Raw genomic sequence first — 15,794 nt, 5'->3', positions numbered from 1 at the left:
ACGCACTGACCAGCAAATTTGAGTGCCGACACTCCGCAGTACAGGTATGAATTCAACGCTGTACACAGACCTGGTTACGGCTACATGGAAAGGAGATGACCATGCTGGTCCTCCATCCTGCCGTATGGAACAGGGGCAGGGCGCTGACCCAGGTCCCCTGGTGGGGGAACCCGGCGCGGGCGGCTGTGAAGGCGGCGTTGGTGACCAGTCCACGGTGGTGCAGCACCGCGCCTTTGGGGGTGCCGGTCGTGCCGGAGGTGTACTGGATCTGTGCGGCCGAGCCGGGGGCCACCCGCGGCAGCGGTATGACCCGTGTCCGGCGGATCTCGGTGAGCCATCCGGTGAAGGAGGACTGTTCGCGCAGCCGGGGCAGCCGCGGCCGGATCCGTTCCACCGCCGCGGCCATGTCGGTGTCGCGGAAGGAGTCGGTGAGGAGCAGGCCCACGGCTCCCGACTGGAGCAGTACGTGCTGGAGTTCGGCGTATTGCGGTCCTGACGCCGGCCAGTGACTCTGGGCCGGTGCCAGGACAGGGGTGCTCGGCGATAGCGCGTATTCAGCAGGGCGATCCGGCACCTTCTGAGGCGCCGGGGCATCGCTGCCACGATCCCCGAGCGCCGGGACCAGGTGACAACGGTGGCCGCCTGGCAGCCCTGTCCCTGTGGCTCCGCGAACCCGCCAGGTGATCATTTGTCAGACACCCCCTGGGCCAGCAGGGGTCGACGCCGGCCCCAGCGGTCCGACAGTGGACCGACGACCAGCTGTCCGATGGCCAGGCCGGTCATGAACGCGGTCAGCGTCAGTTGGACGCCGGTGGCCGGGGCATGGAGGTCGCGCGCCATGCGCGGGAACGCCGACATATACATGTCGATGGCCAGCGGCGAGACTCCGCAGGCCAGGGGGAGCGCCGACAGCATCGGCGCAGGCAGGTCCGTTCCCTGTTGTTCGGGTGCAGCGCGTCTGTGGCCCCCTTCGGTCCGTGCCCCGCGTTCGGCCTTTACGCGGAGTCGGCCGACGGGCCGGTGGGCGTGGTCCGGAGCAGGTCGAGAACCCTGGGCGATGCCTGGAGTGCCGTGCGCTGCATCAGGTCCACGACACCGCGAGTGCCCGCCATCTCCGACCCCCCGCCGGCCCGGCCGGGGCCCCCGTGGCGCAGGGCGGGGAGCGGGGAGCCGTGTCCGGTGGTCTGTGTCATGTTCGTCGAGTCCAGCAGGTGGAGTCGCCCGTGCCAGGGTGCCGCCTCGCGGACGAAGGCGGTCGTCCAGGCAAGATCGTCGCCGACCAGGGAGGCGGCGAGGCTGCCCCGGCCGCGCGCGATCAGGTCCGTGGCGTGGGCGGTGTCGGTGTACGCCAGGACGGTCGCGGCCGGGCCGAAGGGCTCGACCTCGTGGGGTGCGGCCGCCTCCGGGTCCGCGGAGATCAGCAGCGTGTCCAGGAAGGCGCCCCGCTCGGGGTCGGCGTCCACCGCACGGACCTTGTCCGGGTCGCCGTACACGAAGCGGCCGGATGCGGCGATGGTGCGCACCGCTCGTCGTACGTCGTCGCGCTGGGCGAGGCTGACGACCGCGCCCATCCGTACGCCCTCCGTGGCGGGGTTGCCGATGGTCACGTCGGCGAGCTCGGCGGCGAGGGCATCGAGGGCGGCGGCCTCGTGCTCGCGGGGTACGAGGACGCGGCGGATGGCGGTGCACTTCTGGCCCGCCTTGACGGTCATCTCGGTCACGACCTCCCGTACGAACGCCTCGAACAGCGGTGATCCGGGCGTGACGTCCGGAGCCAGCACGATGGCGTTGACGGAGTCGGCCTCGGCGTTGAAGCGCACGGAGCGGGCGACCACGTTGGGGTGGGTGCGCAGCGTCGCGGCGGTGGCGGCGGAGCCGGTGAAGGAGAGGACGTCCTGTTCGCCGAGCAGGTCGAGGGCAGGGCGCACCGAGCCGACGACGAGTTGCAGCGCACCGGGTGGCAGGACACCGGCGTCGGTGACGATCCGGATCAGGCGCTCGGTGAGGTACGCGGTCGGGGTGGCCGGCTTCACCACGCTGGGCATGCCCGCCAGCACCGCCTGGGCGAGCTTCTCCAGGGGCGCCCACACGGGGAAGTTGAAGGCGTTGACCTGGAGCATCAGGCCCGGGGAGGGCGTGAGGAGATGGACGCCCAGGAAGTCCTCGCCCCTGGCCAGGCGTTCGGCGGGCTCTTCGATCAGGTGGGGCGTGTCAGGGAGTTCGGTGCGGGCGCGGGCCGCGTAGTCGCGCAGGACGCGGATGCCTCCGTCGACGTCGTAGCGGGCGTCGTTGGGGGTGGCTCCGGCACGGGCCGAGAGGGCGTACAGCTCCTCACGGCGGGCGCGGACGGCTGCGGCTAGCGCGTCCAGCAGGTCGGCGCGCTGGTGGAAGGTCAGCCCTCGCAGGGCGGGTCCGCCGTGGGTGCGGGCGTGATCGAACGCGGCCGCGAGGTCGAGGCCTTGAGAGGAGACGCGGCAGACGGTCTCGCCGGTGACGGCGTCGCATACGTCAACGGCCGTCGCGTCGGCTGCCGTCGGGGTGGCCCAGGTGTCCTGCAGATAGCTCTCGAGAAGCATGGGGTTCGGCCCGCCTTTCTTCGCAGGGGTCGAGGGAGGTGAAGTCGGGCTACGGGACCGGGTGGTGGCCCCAGATGTCGGCCGTGTAGGTGCGGCTGACCCAGGTGTCCTCGTCGACCTGGATGCCGCCCGCGCCGATCTCGATGCCGAAGCCGGCCGGTGAGCGCATGTAGAAGGAGAACATCCCGTCGTTGGAGTGCTTGCCGAGCGTGGCCATGAGCTTGACGTCGTGCTCGCGCGTGCGGTCCAGTGCCCGGCCGACCTCCTCCGGGGTGGTCACCTCGCACAGGATGTGGTGGGTGCCCTCGTTCTTGTGCGAGCGGACGAAGGCGATGCTGTGGTGGCGGGGGTTGCAGCCCAGGAAGTAGAAGGTGCCCCAGGGGAAGTCGGCGGTGTCGCTGAGCCGGAAGCCCAGGACGTCGCGGTAGAAGTCGACCGCCTCCTGCACGTGCGGCGTCTTCATCACGACGTGCCCGAGCCCCTGATCACCGGTCACGAAGTCGACGCCGAGCGGGGAGACGAACTGGCTCGCGGCAAGGCGGCGGCCGCAGAACAGCTCGGTGCGAATGCCGACCGGTCCGGTGAAGTGCACCAGCCGGGCTACTTGGCGCTCCCTGCACTCCTCCTCGGTGCCCGCCGTCACGTCGACGCCGGCCTCCTTCAGCCGCACGGTCATCTCGTCGACGGCGGCCGCGTCGCGGACCTCCCAGCCGATGACCGTGACGCCGCCGGTCGGTGCCTGCGTCAGCCACATGCGGAACGGATGCTGGTCCATCCGCAGCCGGTAGCGCACCGGGCCGTCGGGCTCACCGGCCTCGACGGCGAGGCCTATCACGCTGCGGGCGTACTCCGCCCACGCGGTCGGATCGGGCGTGCCGATCCCTACGTAACCAAGGCTCTGGATCGTCATGACGAGGACCGTATTTGTTAGACCCTTGACGGTCAAGGCTCTGACGAATACGTTGCACGTCATCGAGCCGAGGAGGACTCCGATGCCGGAGAAGCCCCGCCTGCACCCCGTCGACGAGGCGGATCTGCAGGAGAAGACGCTGGCGTCGCTGGCGCCCTATCGCGACCAGGACGGCCGCGTCTACACGATCTGGGCCACGCTGGCCCACCACGAGGACGCGCTGCGCCGCTACCTCGTCTTCAGCAACCACGTACTGGGCAAGAACACCCTGCCGCTGACGTCACGGGAGTTGATGATCCTGCGGATCGCCGCCCGGGCGCAGGCGGCGTACGAGTGGGACCAGCACGTGCGCATCGCCCGCCGCGCGGGTCTCGCCGACGAGACGATCCTGGCTGCCGCGACCGGCAGCCGGGACGGACTCGACGAGCTGGATCAGGTGCTGCTGACCGCCACCGACTCGCTCATCGACCACCAGGGCGTCGACGACGAGCTGTGGGGCCGGCTGACCGCCCACCTGAGCACCGAGCAGGTCATCGACGTGCTCTACACCGTCGGCCAGTACCTGACCATCGCCACCGTCATCAACACGCTGGGCGTGCACACCGAGGGCGACCTCGCCCTCCCTCTCCCCCGCCCCGCCGACCTGAAGGAAGTCGCCGCATGAACCTCGCCAACCTCGCCGGCCGCCCCGTCGTCGTGCGCGACGACCGCGCCCTCGACATCGCGGACGCCAGCAGGGGAGCGATCGAACCGCGCCTGGAGGTCCTGTCCGACCTGTCGCTCCACGACGAGCTGCGCACGCTCGCCGAGCGGGCCGCCGAGGCGGACTGGAAGCCGTTCGAGCCGCGCGACCTGGGCCGCGTCGCCAAGCCGTACAAGGCCATCGGGGTCGCCCTGAACTACCGTGCGCACGCCGAGGAGTCCAACCTTCCCGTCCCGGACGAGCCGTCGGTGTTCGCCAAGTTCGCCTCGTCCGTGGTCGGCCCGTACGACGCGATCGTGGTCGAGCCGCAGTACGACAAGGTGGACTTCGAGGCCGAGCTCGTGGTGGTCATGGGCAAGGAGGGCAAGAACATCCCCGAGGCCGACGCCTGGTCCTACGTGGCGGGTGTGACCGCCGGCCAGGACGTCAGCGACCGCAAGGAGCAGTGGCGCAAGCCGATCAACCAGTTCACGCTGCCGAAGTCGTACGACACCTTCAGCCCCGTCGGCCCCTGCCTGGTGACGGTCGACGAGTTCGAGGACCCGGACGACATCGAGGTGGCCGGCTGGGTCGACGACCTGGAGGTGCAGCGGGGCCGCACCTCGGACCTCATCTTCAGTGTGCCGGAGCTGATCGCCTGGCTGTCGAAGCGGGTGACGTTCGAACCCGGCGACATGATCTTCACCGGCACCCCGGCCGGCTGCGGCGTCCGCCGCACGCCGCGGCTGTACCTGACCGCCGGGAAGGTCCTGCGGACCGAGGTCACGGGCGTGGGCACTATGGTCAATCCGATCGTGGCCGGTTAGCCGAGGGGAAGGGCGGGAGATCGTGACCGACACCGTGCGCGAGACGGGGGACGCCGGCGCCGGCCGGACCCGGAAGTTCTCGGAGCTGCTGCGCCACCACCATCGCGAGGTGGGCACGACGGATCCCCGCGACCTCGACGCGATCGAGATGGTCACCGACCTGACCCGCCTCGAAGCGCGACTGACCAAGGACTTCGAGAAGCACGTCCACCGGCCACTCGGCCTGACCTGGGCAGGCTTCCGCATCCTCAACGCCCTGTGGGTCTACGGCCCGCTTCCCCAGCAGGACATCAGCCGGTTCTCCGGATCCACCCGAGCCAGCATCTCCAGCGCCCTGGCGACCCTGGAGAGTCGCGGCCTGGTCGCCCGGGAGCGGGTCGAGACCGACCGCCGGCAGCTGACGGTCGAGCTCACCGACGAGGGCCGCGAGACCCTGCACAAGGCCATCGAAGCTCAGACCAGGCGCGAACGGGCCTGGACGGCCGTCCTGCGCGACGACCAGCTCAGCGAGCTGGTCCACCTGCTGCGCACCCTGGTCAACCAGGAGACACCGGCCGACGACTGAGCCTCGGCCTCCCCCCTGTCCAGGCGGTGCGGGGACGCACACCCTCGAAATAGTAAGAACTTTTACTGTCAAGGCTCTAACAAATAATCCCCGGGCTGCTTTAACGTGCAGCCACCTCATACGACGCCCTCTGCGTCGGTCCCGAAGGAGAGAAGGATGGTCCGTCGTATCGTCACCGGTGTCAGCCCCAGTGGCAAGCCCGTGATCGTCAGTGACGGCGAGCCGCCGCGCACCCGTCAGTACACCCACACCCCCGGCTTCGCCCGGTCCCTCGTATGGAACACAGCAGCCCCCGCCGTCCCCTCGGCCGACCCCACCGGGTCACTGGAGTCCTTCGTACCGGCCCCCGGCGAGACGATCGCGCTGACCGTGACCTTTCCGCCGGGCAGCGTCTACGCCGACCCCGCCTGGGACCCCGCGGCCGCGGCCGCCGAGCAGCTGGAGGCCACCCCGGGTCTGGCCGAGCTCTTCGAGCCCGACAACCCCGGCATGCACACCACGCCCACCGTGGACTACGGCGTCGTCCTGAGCGGCGAGATCGTCCTCGACCTCGACGGCGGCGAGACCGCGGTCCTGAAGCCCGGCGACATCGTGGTCCAGAACGCCACCCGGCACGCCTGGCGCAACCTCGGCACGGAACCCGCCACGCTGTTCTTCGTTCTGATCGGCGCGGGCGGCACCTCATGAGCGCCCCGGCGACGGCGGCACCCGGCGCGCCCGTCGTCGACCTCGACCTCGCCGAGCTGCGCCACGACCCCTACCCGGCCTACGCCGCCCTGCGCCGCAGCGCGCCGCTCGCCTGGGTCCCGTCGGTCGGCCGCCACCTGCTCACCCGGTACGACGACATCGTCCACGCCGAGAAGCTGCCCGAGGTGTTCAGCTCCCGCGAGGAGGGCTCGCTGCTGCTACGCACCGTGGGCCCCAACCTGCTCCGCGAGGACGACCCCGCCCACCGGCGGCTGCGCGCCGCGGCCGAGCCACCCACCCGCCCCCGCCAGGTGCGTGACCTGTGGGCCGGCGCCTTCGAGAAGACCGCGCACGAACTGCTCGACCGGATCGCCGGCCGCGGCGAGGCCGACCTCATAGCCGACTTCGCCGAACCGCTCGCCGCGGCCAACCTGGCCCTCGTCCTCGGCCTGCGCAATGCCACGGCCGACGACATCGCCGACTGGTCGCGGGCGATGATGGCCGGCAACGGCAACTACGCCGACGACCCCGACATCTGGCTCCGAGCGGAGCAGGCCACCCGGGCCATCGAGGAAGCGGTCGCCGACATCGCCGAGTCGGTCCGGCACGAGCCCGACGGCTCGGTGATCTCCTCGATGGTCCACGCGGCCGATCCCGTGGAGCTCACCGAGATCCAGAACAACGTCAAGGTCATCATCGGCGGAGGCGTCAACGAGCCGCGCGACGTCTTCGGCGTGGGCGCCTGGGCACTGCTGCGCCGCCCAGGCGTCAGGGACCGGGTCCTCGCCGACGCCACCCTGTGGAAGCGTGTCTTCGAGGAGAGCGCCCGCTGGATCTCGCCCATCGGCATGTACCCGCGCCAGCTCACCCAGGACCACGAGATCGCCGGCGTGAGACTGCCCGCCGGAAGCCGGGTGGCCCTGGTGATCGCCTCGGGGAACCGGGACGAGTCGGTCTTCGAACGGGCCGGCGAGTTCGACATCGACCGCCCCCACCGCCCGCACCTCGCCTTCGGCGGCGGCCCGCACTTCTGCATGGGCGCCTGGATCGCCCGCCACGAGGTCAGTGCACTCGCCTGGCCCCTCGTGTTCAACCGCCTGAAGGGCCTCCGCCTCGTCGAGGGCGCGGAGGACCACCTGGAGGGCTGGGTGTTCCGGGGACTCACCTCGCTGCACGTCACCTGGCAAGCAGCCTGAGCCGCTCCCACCGGGAGGACTTCATGCCCACCGTCATCTTCCAGCTGCCCGACGGCAGCGAACGCAAGGTCACCGCGGCACCGGGGACCGTGCTCATGCAGGCGGCCGTCTCCCACGGCGTCGACGGCATCGTCGCCGAGTGCGGGGGCAACGCCTCCTGCGCCACCTGCCACGTCTACGTCGACGACCGGCACACCGAGCTGGTGGGACCGCCCAACGACGTGGAGGACGAGATGCTGGACTTCACCGCCGCCGAACGCCGGCCCACCAGCCGGCTCAGCTGCCAGATCCAGCTCTCCGACGCGCTCGACGGACTGCTCGTGCACGTGCCCGAGGAGCAGGTATGACGTCCGCCGCGGGCGTGGTCGTCGTCGGCGGCGGACAGGCCGGGTTCAGCGTCGTCTCGAACCTGCGCAGCGCCGGATACGACGGCCCGGTCACCGTCCTCGCCGACGAGCACCACCTGCCCTACCAGAGACCGCCCCTGTCGAAGAAGGCCCACGCCGACCCCGACGGGATACGCGTCGGCCTGGTACCCGAGTCCTTCTACCGCGAACGGGACATCGACCTGCGCCTCGGCGACGGCGTGACCGCCCTCGACACCGCCACCCGCACGGTCGTCACCGGTTCGGGCAGGCGCGTGCCGTACGAGCACCTGGTCCTGGCGACCGGCGCCCGCAACCGTCGGCTCCCCGTCCCCGGCGCCGCACTGGACGGCGTCCACGCGCTGCGCTCGCTCGACGACGCGCTGGCGATCGGCCGGGCGCTGACGACGGCCCGGGACGTGGTCGTGATCGGCGGAGGCTTCATCGGGCTCGAACTCGCCCAGGTAGCCGCCGCCCACGGGGCACGCGTGACCGTGGTCGAGCTGGCGGACCGCCTGCTGGGCCGGGCCGTCTCCCCGCAGCTGCAGGAACACCTGCGGGAACGGCACGAGAGCAGCGGAGTGCGGATCCTCACCAGGACGGCCGTCGAGGCCATCGAGGGCGCGGGCCGGGCCGAGCGGGTCGTCACGGACCGCGGCGTGCTCGCCGCCGACCTCGTCGTCTACGGCATCGGCGCCACCCCACGCGACGAGCTGGCCCGCGACGCGGGCCTGGCCGTGGACGACGGTGTGATCGTGGACGAGCATCTGCGCTCGGTGAGCGACCCGCGGATCTCCGCCGTCGGTGACTGCGCCCGCCATCCCCACCCGCACGCGGACGGGCCGGTGCGGCTGGAGTCCGTGCAGAACGCCACCGATCAGGGGGCGCTGGTCGGTCGCCGTATCGCGGGCTCACCGGCCCCGTACCGGAGCCTGCCGTGGTTCTGGAGCGACCAGGGCGCCATCAAACTGCAGATCGCCGGGCTGCGGGCGAGCACCGACGAAGTACTCGTGGCCGAGGGTGACGCCCCGGAGCGACTGGCGGCGTACGCCTTCCGCGACGATCGGCTGGTCGCCGTGGAGACCCTGAACTGGCCCGCCGAGCACCTGGCCGCCCGTCGGCTGCTGGAGCGACCGATCCCTGTCCGCGCCGCTGACCTCGCGGGAGCGACCCTCGGCGCGCTCGCCCGTGCCAGACGTGCCGCGGAGGTGAGGGCATGACGCACACCTTCGGCGCCCACCTCACCGCCGGCGCCGCCGAGACCGGCTCCCGGACCGCCTTGGTCTTCGAGGACCGCAGCTGGACCTACGCCGAACTCGACTGCGCCGTACGCCGCACCATGGCCCGTCTCGACAAGGCCGGGGTGTGCAGGGGCGACCGGGTGGTGATGCAGGGCGCGGCGCGGCCCGAGGCCCTGATCACGCTGTTCGCGGTGACGCGGATGGGGGCGGTGCTCGTGCCCCTCCACCCGCAAGTCACCGGCGGCGAGCTCGCGGTCGTGTGCGAGGAGACCGGCCCTACGGCCGTGGTCGCCGACCAGAAGTTCCCGGCGGGCAGGGGTCTCAGGCTTACCTGGGAGGAACTGCATCCCGGGGACGAGGGGCCCGAGGCCCCCGACTGCGACCCGCCGACCGGTTCCGACGTAGCCGTCATCGCGTTCACCTCCGGTACGTCGGGCCGCCCCAAGGGCGTCGCACTGACCCACGACAACCTGCACTGGAGCATGGTCAACGGCCTCGCGGGGCTGCCCTTGGGCGAGGACGACACCGTGCTCGTCTCCACACCCCTGGCCCATGTCGCCGTACTGGGCGGACTTCCGCAGTACACATGGGCGCGGCGCGGCACAGTGATCCTGGCTCCGCGCTTCGATGCGGACCTGTTCATCGACCTGGTCCGCGACCACCAGGTCACCTGCGCCTTCGCCGTACCGGCCATGTCCGCCCTGCTGGCCCGCCACGCCCGGTTCACCGGCGGCGATCTGGACAGCCTGCGGTGGATCCTGTCCGGCGGATCACCGGCCCAGACCGCCACCCGCGAACAGTTCCGGGCCCGCGGGATCGGTGTGGTCAACTCCTATGGCCTGACGGAAACCGCGGCGGGGGTGACGTACTCCGCACCGGACGAGCCCGCCGCCTCCACCGGATCCCCGGTTCCCCACGTCGAGCTGGCGGTCATGGATGCGACCGGATCGCCCGTCCCGACCGGCACGCCCGGGGAGATCTGGGTGCGCGGGCCGTCGGTGGCGGCCCAGTACTGGACCGCCACCGGGCCGCTGCCCGTCACCGACGCCGAGGGCTGGTTCCACTCCGGAGACCGCGGACGCCTCGACGCCGAGGGCCGCCTCGAGGTCGTCGGCCGGGTCAAGGACACCATCATCACCGGCGGGGAGAACGTCGACCCCGCCGAGGTCGAGAACGCGCTGGCCGACCTGCCGGGCGTCGTCGAGGTCGCGGTGTCCGGGACGCCGGATCCCATCTGGGGCGAGGTCGTCACCGCCTTCCTGGTCTCCGACGCCGGGGAGCCCTCCCTGGACGACGTCCGCGCCCACCTCGACGGGCGACTGGCCCGGCACAAGTGGCCCCGCCGCCTGCGCGTCGTACCGGCACTGCCGCGCGGCGCCACCGGGAAGCTCCAGCGGCAGCGCCTCACCATCCTGCTCGACGACTGACAACCGTCGGCCGACACCCCCACGCAGCTCCCAGCTCCCCCACACACCTCCCCGCCCGTGAGATGGGGGCCGGTGCCACCGGCGACCTCTCCACACCCACACCCCAGGAGAAGCCATGAGTGCGACCATGCGAGCCGCGCGGATGCACCACGTCGGCGAGCCCATGAAGATCGAGGAACTCCCCGTTCCCGAGCCGGGTCCCGGCGACGTCCGCGTGGCCGTGCACGCCGTCAACATCGTCCCCAACCTCGCCAACATCCTGCACATGTGGACCACCTGGTTCCCGCACAGCCCCCTGCCGACCCTGCCGGCGATCTTCGGCCTGGACCCCGCGGGAGTGGTCGAGGCGGTCGGCGAGGGCGTCCAGGCGTTCAAGCCCGGCGACCGTGTCTACGTCAACCCGGGCCGCTCCTGCGGCTCGTGCCGCTCCTGCCGCAACGACGACTCGATCAACTGCGCCAGCTACGCCTTCGCCGGATACTTCGGCTTCTCACCGACCGCGATCGACCTGCTGGACCGCTACCAGGGCGGCCTCGCCGAGTACATGCTGGCCCCCGCGTACTCCCTGGTGAAACTGCCGGACAACCTGTCCTTCGAGGCCGCAGCCCGCTTCGGCTACCTCGGCACCATGTACTCCGCCCTGCGCAAGGCCGGCGCCGCTCCCGGCAAGTCGGTCCTGGTCAACGGCATCAGCGGCACCCTCGGCATCGGCGCGGCGCTCCTCGCCCCCGCCTTCGGCCTCACGCACGTCTACGGCACCGGCCGTGACAAGGGCCTGCTCGACCAGGTCGAGGAGCTCGGCGGCGGCCGACTGCGCCTGCACTCCCTGCACGACGGCCCGCTCGACGAGTGGATCCGCAAGGAGTCCGACGGCTACGGCGTCGACATCTACATCGACGCGCTCGGCCCGGGCGCGCCGCACGAGACGTTCCTGGCCGGCATGCGTGCCATGGCGCGCGGCGGGATCGCGGTGAACATCGGCGCGGTCGCCGGTGACCTGCCCATCGACATCCACCGGATGATGGACCAGCAGCTACGGCTGATCGGCTCGGCCTGGTTCACCTCCGGCGAGGGCCAGGCCATGGCCGACCTGGTGGAGGCCGGTGTGATCGACCTCAGCGCGCTGGAGCACCAGGTGTTCCCGCTGGAGCAGGTCAACGAGGCCATCAGCGGCATCGCTGAGCGCAACGGCGGCTTCAGCAACTTCATCATCAGTCCGACAGCGAGCGCGTGAGCGCCGGTCTGACGACCGCTCCCAGCCGGGGCCGCCGGCCCCTCCCCCGACCGGCGGCCTCCTCCCCTCCTCCGTACGACCTTCTGGAGAGACCTCATGCACGCCCAGCAGTCCGGCCGCCCGGCCGACCCCCTCGACCTCGTGGAACTCGACTCCCTGCTCACCCCTGACGAGCGCGCCGTACGCGACACCGTCCGCACCTTCTGCGACCGGCGCGTGGAACCGCACATCGCCGAGTGGTTCGAGCAGGGCGCGATCGACGACATCCGCGGCCTGACCAAGGAACTCGGTGAACTCGGCCTGCTGGGCATGCACCTGGAGGGCTACGGATGCGCGGGCATGAGCGCCGTCGACTACGGGCTGGCCTGCCTGGAACTCGAGGCGACCGACTCCGGTCTGCGCTCCCTGGTCTCGGTGCAGGGCTCGCTGGCCATGTTCGCGATCCACGCCTTCGGCTCCGAGGAACAGAAGGAGGAGTGGCTGCCCCGCCTCGCCGCCGGCACCGCCATCGGCTGCTTCGGTCTCACCGAGCCCGACTCCGGCTCCGACCCGGGCAGCATGCGCACCGCGGCCCGCCGCGACGGCGACGACTGGATCCTCGACGGGCGCAAGATGTGGATCACCAACGGGTCGGTCGCCGACGTGGCGGTGGTCTGGGCCCGCACCGACGACGGCATCCGCGGCTTCGTCGTCCCCACCCACGCCCCCGGCTTCTCCGCTCCCGCGATCAAGCACAAGATGTCGCTGCGGGCATCGGTGACCAGCGAACTCGTGCTGGACTCCGTACGGTTGCCGTCCACCGCGATCCTGCCTGGCGTACGGGGACTTCGCGGCCCGCTGTCCTGCCTCAACGAGGCGCGCTACGGCATCGCCTGGGGCGCGATGGGCGCCGCGCGCTCGGCCTTCCGGACCGCACTGGCGTATGCCAACGAGCGCGTCCAGTTCGACCGTCCGATCAGCTCGTTCCAGCTCACCCAGGCCAAGCTGACCGACATGGCGCTGGAGCTGACCAAGGGCACCCTGCTCGCCTTCCACCTCGGCCGCATCAAGGACGACCGTGGCCTGCGGCCTGAGCAGGTCAGCTTCGGCAAGCTCAACAACACCCGCGCCGCCCTGGAGATCTGCCGCACCGCCCGCACCATCCTGGGGGCGAACGGCATCTCCCTGGAGTACCCGGTCATCCGGCACGCCAACAACCTCGAGTCGATCCTCACCTACGAGGGCACCGTGGAGATGCACACCCTCATGATCGGCCAGGCCCTGACCGGCCAGGCGGCCTTCCGGTGACCGACACCCGGCCGTCGGCAGCGGACATCCGCCGGGTCGGCGTTGTCGGCTGCGGTCTGATGGGCGCGGGCATCGCAGAAGTCTGCGCCCGAGCGGCACTGGACGTGGTGATCCACGAAGTGACGGAGGAGGCGGCGAAGGCGGGCCTGTCCCGGATCACCGCCTCGCTGGATCGCGGAGTCCGCCGCGGCAAGCTCACCGGTGAGGAACGCGACGCCGCGCTCGGCCGGCTGCGGGCCACCACCGATCTCGCGGACCTCGCCGACCGGGACGCGGTGGTGGAGGCGGCCACGGAGGACGAGGCGGTCAAGCTCGACCTCTTCGCCGCCCTGGACCGCGTCGTCGTACGGGAAGACGCGCTGCTCGCGTCGAACACCTCCTCGCTCCCCATCATGAAGCTGGCCACGGCCACCGCGCGGCCGCACCAGGTGATCGGAGTGCACTTCTTCAACCCGGTCCCGGTTTTGGACCTGGTGGAGCTCGTGCCGTCCTTGCTGACGAGCACGCGGACGCAGGCCCGGGCCGAGGAGTTCGCGACGCGGGTGCTGGGCAAGCGCGTGATCCGCTCGCAGGACCGGGCCGGCTTCGTGGTGAACGCCCTGCTGGTGCCCTACCTGCTCTCGGCGATCCGGATGCTCGAGTCCGGCTTCGCCTCCGCGGAGGACATCGACACGGGCATGGTCCTCGGCTGCGCCCACCCCATCGGGCCGCTCGGCCTCACCGACCTGATCGGCCTGGACACCCTCAGCGCGATCGCGGACGCGATGTACGCGGAGTTCAAGGACCCCCAGCACGCCGCGCCGCCGCTGCTGCTGCGCATGGTGGAGGCGGGTCTGCTCGGCAGGAAGTCGGGCCGCGGCTTCCACGACTACGCGACGGCTCCGGCCGTCTGATCATCGCAAGCCCTCGCAATCGGAGAGAGAAGAGCAGACATGGCGCAGGAAGTTCGCGGTGTGATCGCGGCGGGCAAGGGCGAGCCGGTGCGGGTGGAGACAATCGTCGTGCCGGACCCGGGTCCGGGCGAGGCCGTGGTGCGGGTCCAGGCGTGCGGTGTGTGCCACACCGACCTGCACTACAAACAAGGCGGCATCAACGACGACTTCCCCTTCCTGCTCGGCCACGAGGCCGCGGGCGTGGTCGAGGCGGTCGGCCCCGGCGTCACCGATGTCGAGCCCGGTGACTTCGTGATCCTCAACTGGCGTGCGGTGTGCGGGAAGTGCCGGGCGTGCCTGCGCGGGCGGCCCTGGTACTGCTTCGACACCCACAACGCGAAGCAGAAGATGACCCTGGCCGCGACGGGGCAGGAGCTCTCCCCGGCGCTCGGTATCGGCGCGTTCGCGGAGAAGACGCTGGTGGCGGCCGGGCAGTGCACCAAGGTCGATCCGTCGGCCTCCGCCGCGGTCGCCGGTCTGCTGGGGTGCGGGGTGATGGCCGGGATCGGCGCCGCGATCAACACTGGCAACGTCGGCCGGGGTGACACGGTCGCGGTGATCGGCTGTGGCGGCGTCGGGGACGCAGCGATCACCGGGTCACGCCTCGCGGGCGCGGCGAAGATCATCGCCGTGGACATCGACGACCGCAAGCTTGACACCGCCCGGTCGATGGGCGCCACGCACACCGTCAACTCCCGTGAGAGCGACCTGGTGGAGGCGATCCGCGAGCTGACCGACGGCTTCGGCGCCGACGTCGTGATCGAGGCGGTCGGCCGCCCGGAGACGTACCGGCAGGCGTTCTACGCCCGCGACCTCGCGGGCACCGTCGTCCTCGTCGGCGTGCCCACGCCGGAGATGAAGCTCGAACTGCCGCTGCTGGACGTCTTCGGGCGCGGCGGTGCGCTGAAGTCGAGCTGGTACGGCGACTGCCTGCCCTCCCGCGACTTCCCGATGCTGATCGACCTGCACCTGCAAGGCCGCCTGGATTTGGGCGCGTTCGTCACGGAGACGATCCAGCTCGACGAGGTGGAGAAGGCGTTCGAGCGCATGCATCACGGCGACGTGCTGCGCTCAGTGGTGGTGCTCTGATGGCCGCCCGCATCGAACACCTCGTCATCTCCGGGCAGTTCACCCTCGACGGCGGCACCTGGGACGTCAACAACAACGTGTGGCTCGTCGGCGACGACCACGAGGTGATCGTCATCGACGCCGCCCACGACGCCGACGCCATCGCCGAGGCCGTGGGCGACCGCCGCCTGACGGCCATCGTGTGCACCCACGCCCACAACGACCACATCGACGCAGCCCCCGCCCTCGCCGAGCTCACCGGCGCCCCCGTGCTGCTCCACCCCGACGACCACCCTCTCTGGAAACAGACGCACCCCGACCGGGCACCGGACGCCGACCTGGCCGACGGCCAGGTGCTGGCCGTCGCCGGTGCGGAACTCACCGTCCTCCACACGCCGGGTCACGCACCGGGCGCCGTGTGCCTCCACGCGCCCGCGCTCGGCACCGTGTTCACCGGCGACACCCTCTTCGCCGGCGGCCCCGGGGCCACGGGCCGTTCCTTCTCCCACTTCCCGACGATCATCGACTCCATCCGCGACCGGCTCCTCACCCTCCCGCCCGGCGCGGTCGTACACACCGGCCACGGCGACTCGACGTCGGTCGCCGCCGAGGCCCCTCACCTGGACGCCTGGATCGACCGCGGCCACTGACGACGCAAGCACCCAGCAAGGAGAAGTGATGGCTCTGAGGATTGTCGTCTGCGTGAAGTACGTGCCCGACGCCACTGGCGACCGGCACTTCGCCGATGACCTGACCGTCGACCGGGACGACGTGGACGGTCTGCTCTCCGAGCTCGA

At 71.1% G+C, this 15,794-nt stretch carries 17 protein-coding genes and 1 pseudogene; 14 read left to right on the top strand and 4 right to left on the bottom strand.

Annotated elements, in window-relative coordinates:
* Window positions 1-52 precede the first annotated feature (52 nt).
* From AB0B29_RS25485 to AB0B29_RS25470, 4 genes are all read right to left on the bottom strand, one after another.
* Window positions 53-688, bottom strand: a complete 636-nt coding sequence (locus tag AB0B29_RS25485) for a class I adenylate-forming enzyme family protein (protein WP_362243806.1) — start codon at window positions 686-688, stop codon at window positions 53-55.
* Window positions 685-915, bottom strand: coding sequence for an MFS transporter (locus AB0B29_RS25480; RefSeq protein WP_436845878.1), 231 nt, complete (start codon window positions 913-915; stop codon window positions 685-687). Before AB0B29_RS25480 ends, AB0B29_RS25485 begins: the two co-directional genes overlap by 4 nt.
* An 80-nt stretch (window positions 916-995) precedes the next feature.
* Window positions 996-2,576 (bottom strand): phenylacetic acid degradation bifunctional protein PaaZ, encoded by a 1,581-nt coding sequence (gene paaZ, locus AB0B29_RS25475; protein WP_362243805.1) that lies wholly within the window; start codon window positions 2,574-2,576, stop codon window positions 996-998.
* Window positions 2,577-2,625: 49 nt separating this feature from the next.
* A complete protein-coding gene (locus AB0B29_RS25470) occupies window positions 2,626-3,486 on the bottom strand; it encodes a VOC family protein (RefSeq protein WP_362243804.1) in 861 nt (286 codons plus the stop codon).
* An 82-nt stretch (window positions 3,487-3,568) separates the two neighbouring features.
* Here AB0B29_RS25470 and AB0B29_RS25465 point away from each other — a divergent pair, with 82 nt between their 5' ends.
* The 14 genes and pseudogenes from AB0B29_RS25465 to AB0B29_RS25400 form a co-directional block, all read left to right on the top strand.
* Window positions 3,569-4,150: a carboxymuconolactone decarboxylase family protein gene (locus AB0B29_RS25465; protein ID WP_362243803.1), complete on the top strand. Its 582-nt coding sequence runs from the start codon at window positions 3,569-3,571 to the stop codon at window positions 4,148-4,150.
* The gene (locus tag AB0B29_RS25460) at window positions 4,147-4,995 is read left to right on the top strand and encodes a fumarylacetoacetate hydrolase family protein (RefSeq protein ID WP_362243802.1); all 849 of its coding nucleotides are present in this window, start codon (window positions 4,147-4,149) and stop codon (window positions 4,993-4,995) included. The genes AB0B29_RS25465 and AB0B29_RS25460 overlap by 4 nt, the downstream gene beginning before the upstream one ends.
* A gap of 22 nt (window positions 4,996-5,017) precedes the next feature.
* Complete coding sequence (locus tag AB0B29_RS25455; RefSeq protein ID WP_362243801.1) at window positions 5,018-5,560, top strand: MarR family winged helix-turn-helix transcriptional regulator; 543 nt, start codon at window positions 5,018-5,020, stop codon at window positions 5,558-5,560.
* 156 nt (window positions 5,561-5,716) lie between these two features.
* Complete coding sequence (locus AB0B29_RS25450; protein WP_362243800.1) at window positions 5,717-6,247, top strand: cupin domain-containing protein; 531 nt, start codon at window positions 5,717-5,719, stop codon at window positions 6,245-6,247.
* The gene (locus AB0B29_RS25445; RefSeq protein WP_362243799.1) at window positions 6,244-7,443 is read left to right on the top strand and encodes a cytochrome P450; all 1,200 of its coding nucleotides are present in this window, start codon (window positions 6,244-6,246) and stop codon (window positions 7,441-7,443) included. Before AB0B29_RS25450 ends, AB0B29_RS25445 begins: the two co-directional genes overlap by 4 nt.
* A gap of 23 nt (window positions 7,444-7,466) precedes the next feature.
* On the top strand, window positions 7,467-7,790 hold the full coding sequence (locus AB0B29_RS25440; RefSeq protein ID WP_362243798.1) for a 2Fe-2S iron-sulfur cluster-binding protein: 324 nt from the start codon (window positions 7,467-7,469) through the stop codon (window positions 7,788-7,790).
* The gene (locus AB0B29_RS25435) at window positions 7,787-9,028 is read left to right on the top strand and encodes an NAD(P)/FAD-dependent oxidoreductase (protein WP_362243797.1); all 1,242 of its coding nucleotides are present in this window, start codon (window positions 7,787-7,789) and stop codon (window positions 9,026-9,028) included. Before AB0B29_RS25440 ends, AB0B29_RS25435 begins: the two co-directional genes overlap by 4 nt.
* On the top strand, window positions 9,025-10,476 hold the full coding sequence (locus tag AB0B29_RS25430) for a class I adenylate-forming enzyme family protein (protein WP_362243796.1): 1,452 nt from the start codon (window positions 9,025-9,027) through the stop codon (window positions 10,474-10,476). Before AB0B29_RS25435 ends, AB0B29_RS25430 begins: the two co-directional genes overlap by 4 nt.
* 115 nt (window positions 10,477-10,591) lie before the next feature.
* Window positions 10,592-11,710 carry an alcohol dehydrogenase catalytic domain-containing protein gene (locus AB0B29_RS25425; protein ID WP_362243795.1) on the top strand — a complete coding sequence of 373 codons (1,119 nt, stop codon included), beginning with the start codon at window positions 10,592-10,594 and terminating at the stop codon, window positions 11,708-11,710.
* 96 nt (window positions 11,711-11,806) lie between these two features.
* Complete coding sequence (locus AB0B29_RS25420; protein ID WP_362243794.1) at window positions 11,807-12,997, top strand: acyl-CoA dehydrogenase family protein; 1,191 nt, start codon at window positions 11,807-11,809, stop codon at window positions 12,995-12,997.
* On the top strand, window positions 12,994-13,890 hold the full coding sequence (locus AB0B29_RS25415) for a 3-hydroxybutyryl-CoA dehydrogenase (RefSeq protein ID WP_362243793.1): 897 nt from the start codon (window positions 12,994-12,996) through the stop codon (window positions 13,888-13,890). Before AB0B29_RS25420 ends, AB0B29_RS25415 begins: the two co-directional genes overlap by 4 nt.
* Before the next feature lie 39 nt (window positions 13,891-13,929).
* Window positions 13,930-15,018: an S-(hydroxymethyl)mycothiol dehydrogenase gene (locus AB0B29_RS25410; RefSeq protein ID WP_362243792.1), complete on the top strand. Its 1,089-nt coding sequence runs from the start codon at window positions 13,930-13,932 to the stop codon at window positions 15,016-15,018.
* Window positions 15,018-15,647, top strand: coding sequence for an MBL fold metallo-hydrolase (locus AB0B29_RS25405; protein WP_362243791.1), 630 nt, complete (start codon window positions 15,018-15,020; stop codon window positions 15,645-15,647). The genes AB0B29_RS25410 and AB0B29_RS25405 overlap by 1 nt, the downstream gene beginning before the upstream one ends.
* Window positions 15,648-15,675: 28 nt before the next feature.
* Window positions 15,676-15,794 (top strand): annotated as a pseudogene (locus AB0B29_RS25400) (electron transfer flavoprotein subunit beta); the annotation flags it as partial.

Origin of the sequence: Streptomyces tibetensis, from assembly GCF_040647715.1 — a bacterium.
In the GTDB taxonomy this organism is placed as follows: Bacteria; Actinomycetota; Actinomycetes; order Streptomycetales; family Streptomycetaceae; genus Streptomyces; species Streptomyces tibetensis_A.
The sequence above is the reverse complement of the archived record's forward strand: the minus strand, read 5'-3'. Positions and strand labels throughout refer to the sequence as shown.

Excerpts from the sequence above, each read along its gene's own strand:
- AB0B29_RS25485 (WP_362243806.1), bottom strand. The coding sequence starts at position 688 with ATGATCACCTGGCGGGTTCGCGGAGCCACAGGGACAGGGCTGCCAGGC.
- AB0B29_RS25460 (WP_362243802.1), top strand. The coding sequence starts at position 4,147 with ATGAACCTCGCCAACCTCGCCGGCCGCCCCGTCGTCGTGCGCGACGAC.
- AB0B29_RS25445 (WP_362243799.1), top strand. The coding sequence starts at position 6,244 with ATGAGCGCCCCGGCGACGGCGGCACCCGGCGCGCCCGTCGTCGACCTC.
- AB0B29_RS25450 (WP_362243800.1), top strand. The coding sequence starts at position 5,717 with ATGGTCCGTCGTATCGTCACCGGTGTCAGCCCCAGTGGCAAGCCCGTG.
- AB0B29_RS25425 (WP_362243795.1), top strand. The coding sequence starts at position 10,592 with ATGAGTGCGACCATGCGAGCCGCGCGGATGCACCACGTCGGCGAGCCC.
- AB0B29_RS25440 (WP_362243798.1), top strand. The coding sequence starts at position 7,467 with ATGCCCACCGTCATCTTCCAGCTGCCCGACGGCAGCGAACGCAAGGTC.
- AB0B29_RS25435 (WP_362243797.1), top strand. The coding sequence starts at position 7,787 with ATGACGTCCGCCGCGGGCGTGGTCGTCGTCGGCGGCGGACAGGCCGGG.
- AB0B29_RS25480 (WP_436845878.1), bottom strand. The coding sequence starts at position 915 with ATGCTGTCGGCGCTCCCCCTGGCCTGCGGAGTCTCGCCGCTGGCCATC.
- AB0B29_RS25470 (WP_362243804.1), bottom strand. The coding sequence starts at position 3,486 with ATGACGATCCAGAGCCTTGGTTACGTAGGGATCGGCACGCCCGATCCG.
- AB0B29_RS25410 (WP_362243792.1), top strand. The coding sequence starts at position 13,930 with ATGGCGCAGGAAGTTCGCGGTGTGATCGCGGCGGGCAAGGGCGAGCCG.
- AB0B29_RS25420 (WP_362243794.1), top strand. The coding sequence starts at position 11,807 with ATGCACGCCCAGCAGTCCGGCCGCCCGGCCGACCCCCTCGACCTCGTG.
- AB0B29_RS25405 (WP_362243791.1), top strand. The coding sequence starts at position 15,018 with ATGGCCGCCCGCATCGAACACCTCGTCATCTCCGGGCAGTTCACCCTC.
- AB0B29_RS25465 (WP_362243803.1), top strand. The coding sequence starts at position 3,569 with ATGCCGGAGAAGCCCCGCCTGCACCCCGTCGACGAGGCGGATCTGCAG.
- paaZ (WP_362243805.1), bottom strand. The coding sequence starts at position 2,576 with ATGCTTCTCGAGAGCTATCTGCAGGACACCTGGGCCACCCCGACGGCA.
- AB0B29_RS25430 (WP_362243796.1), top strand. The coding sequence starts at position 9,025 with ATGACGCACACCTTCGGCGCCCACCTCACCGCCGGCGCCGCCGAGACC.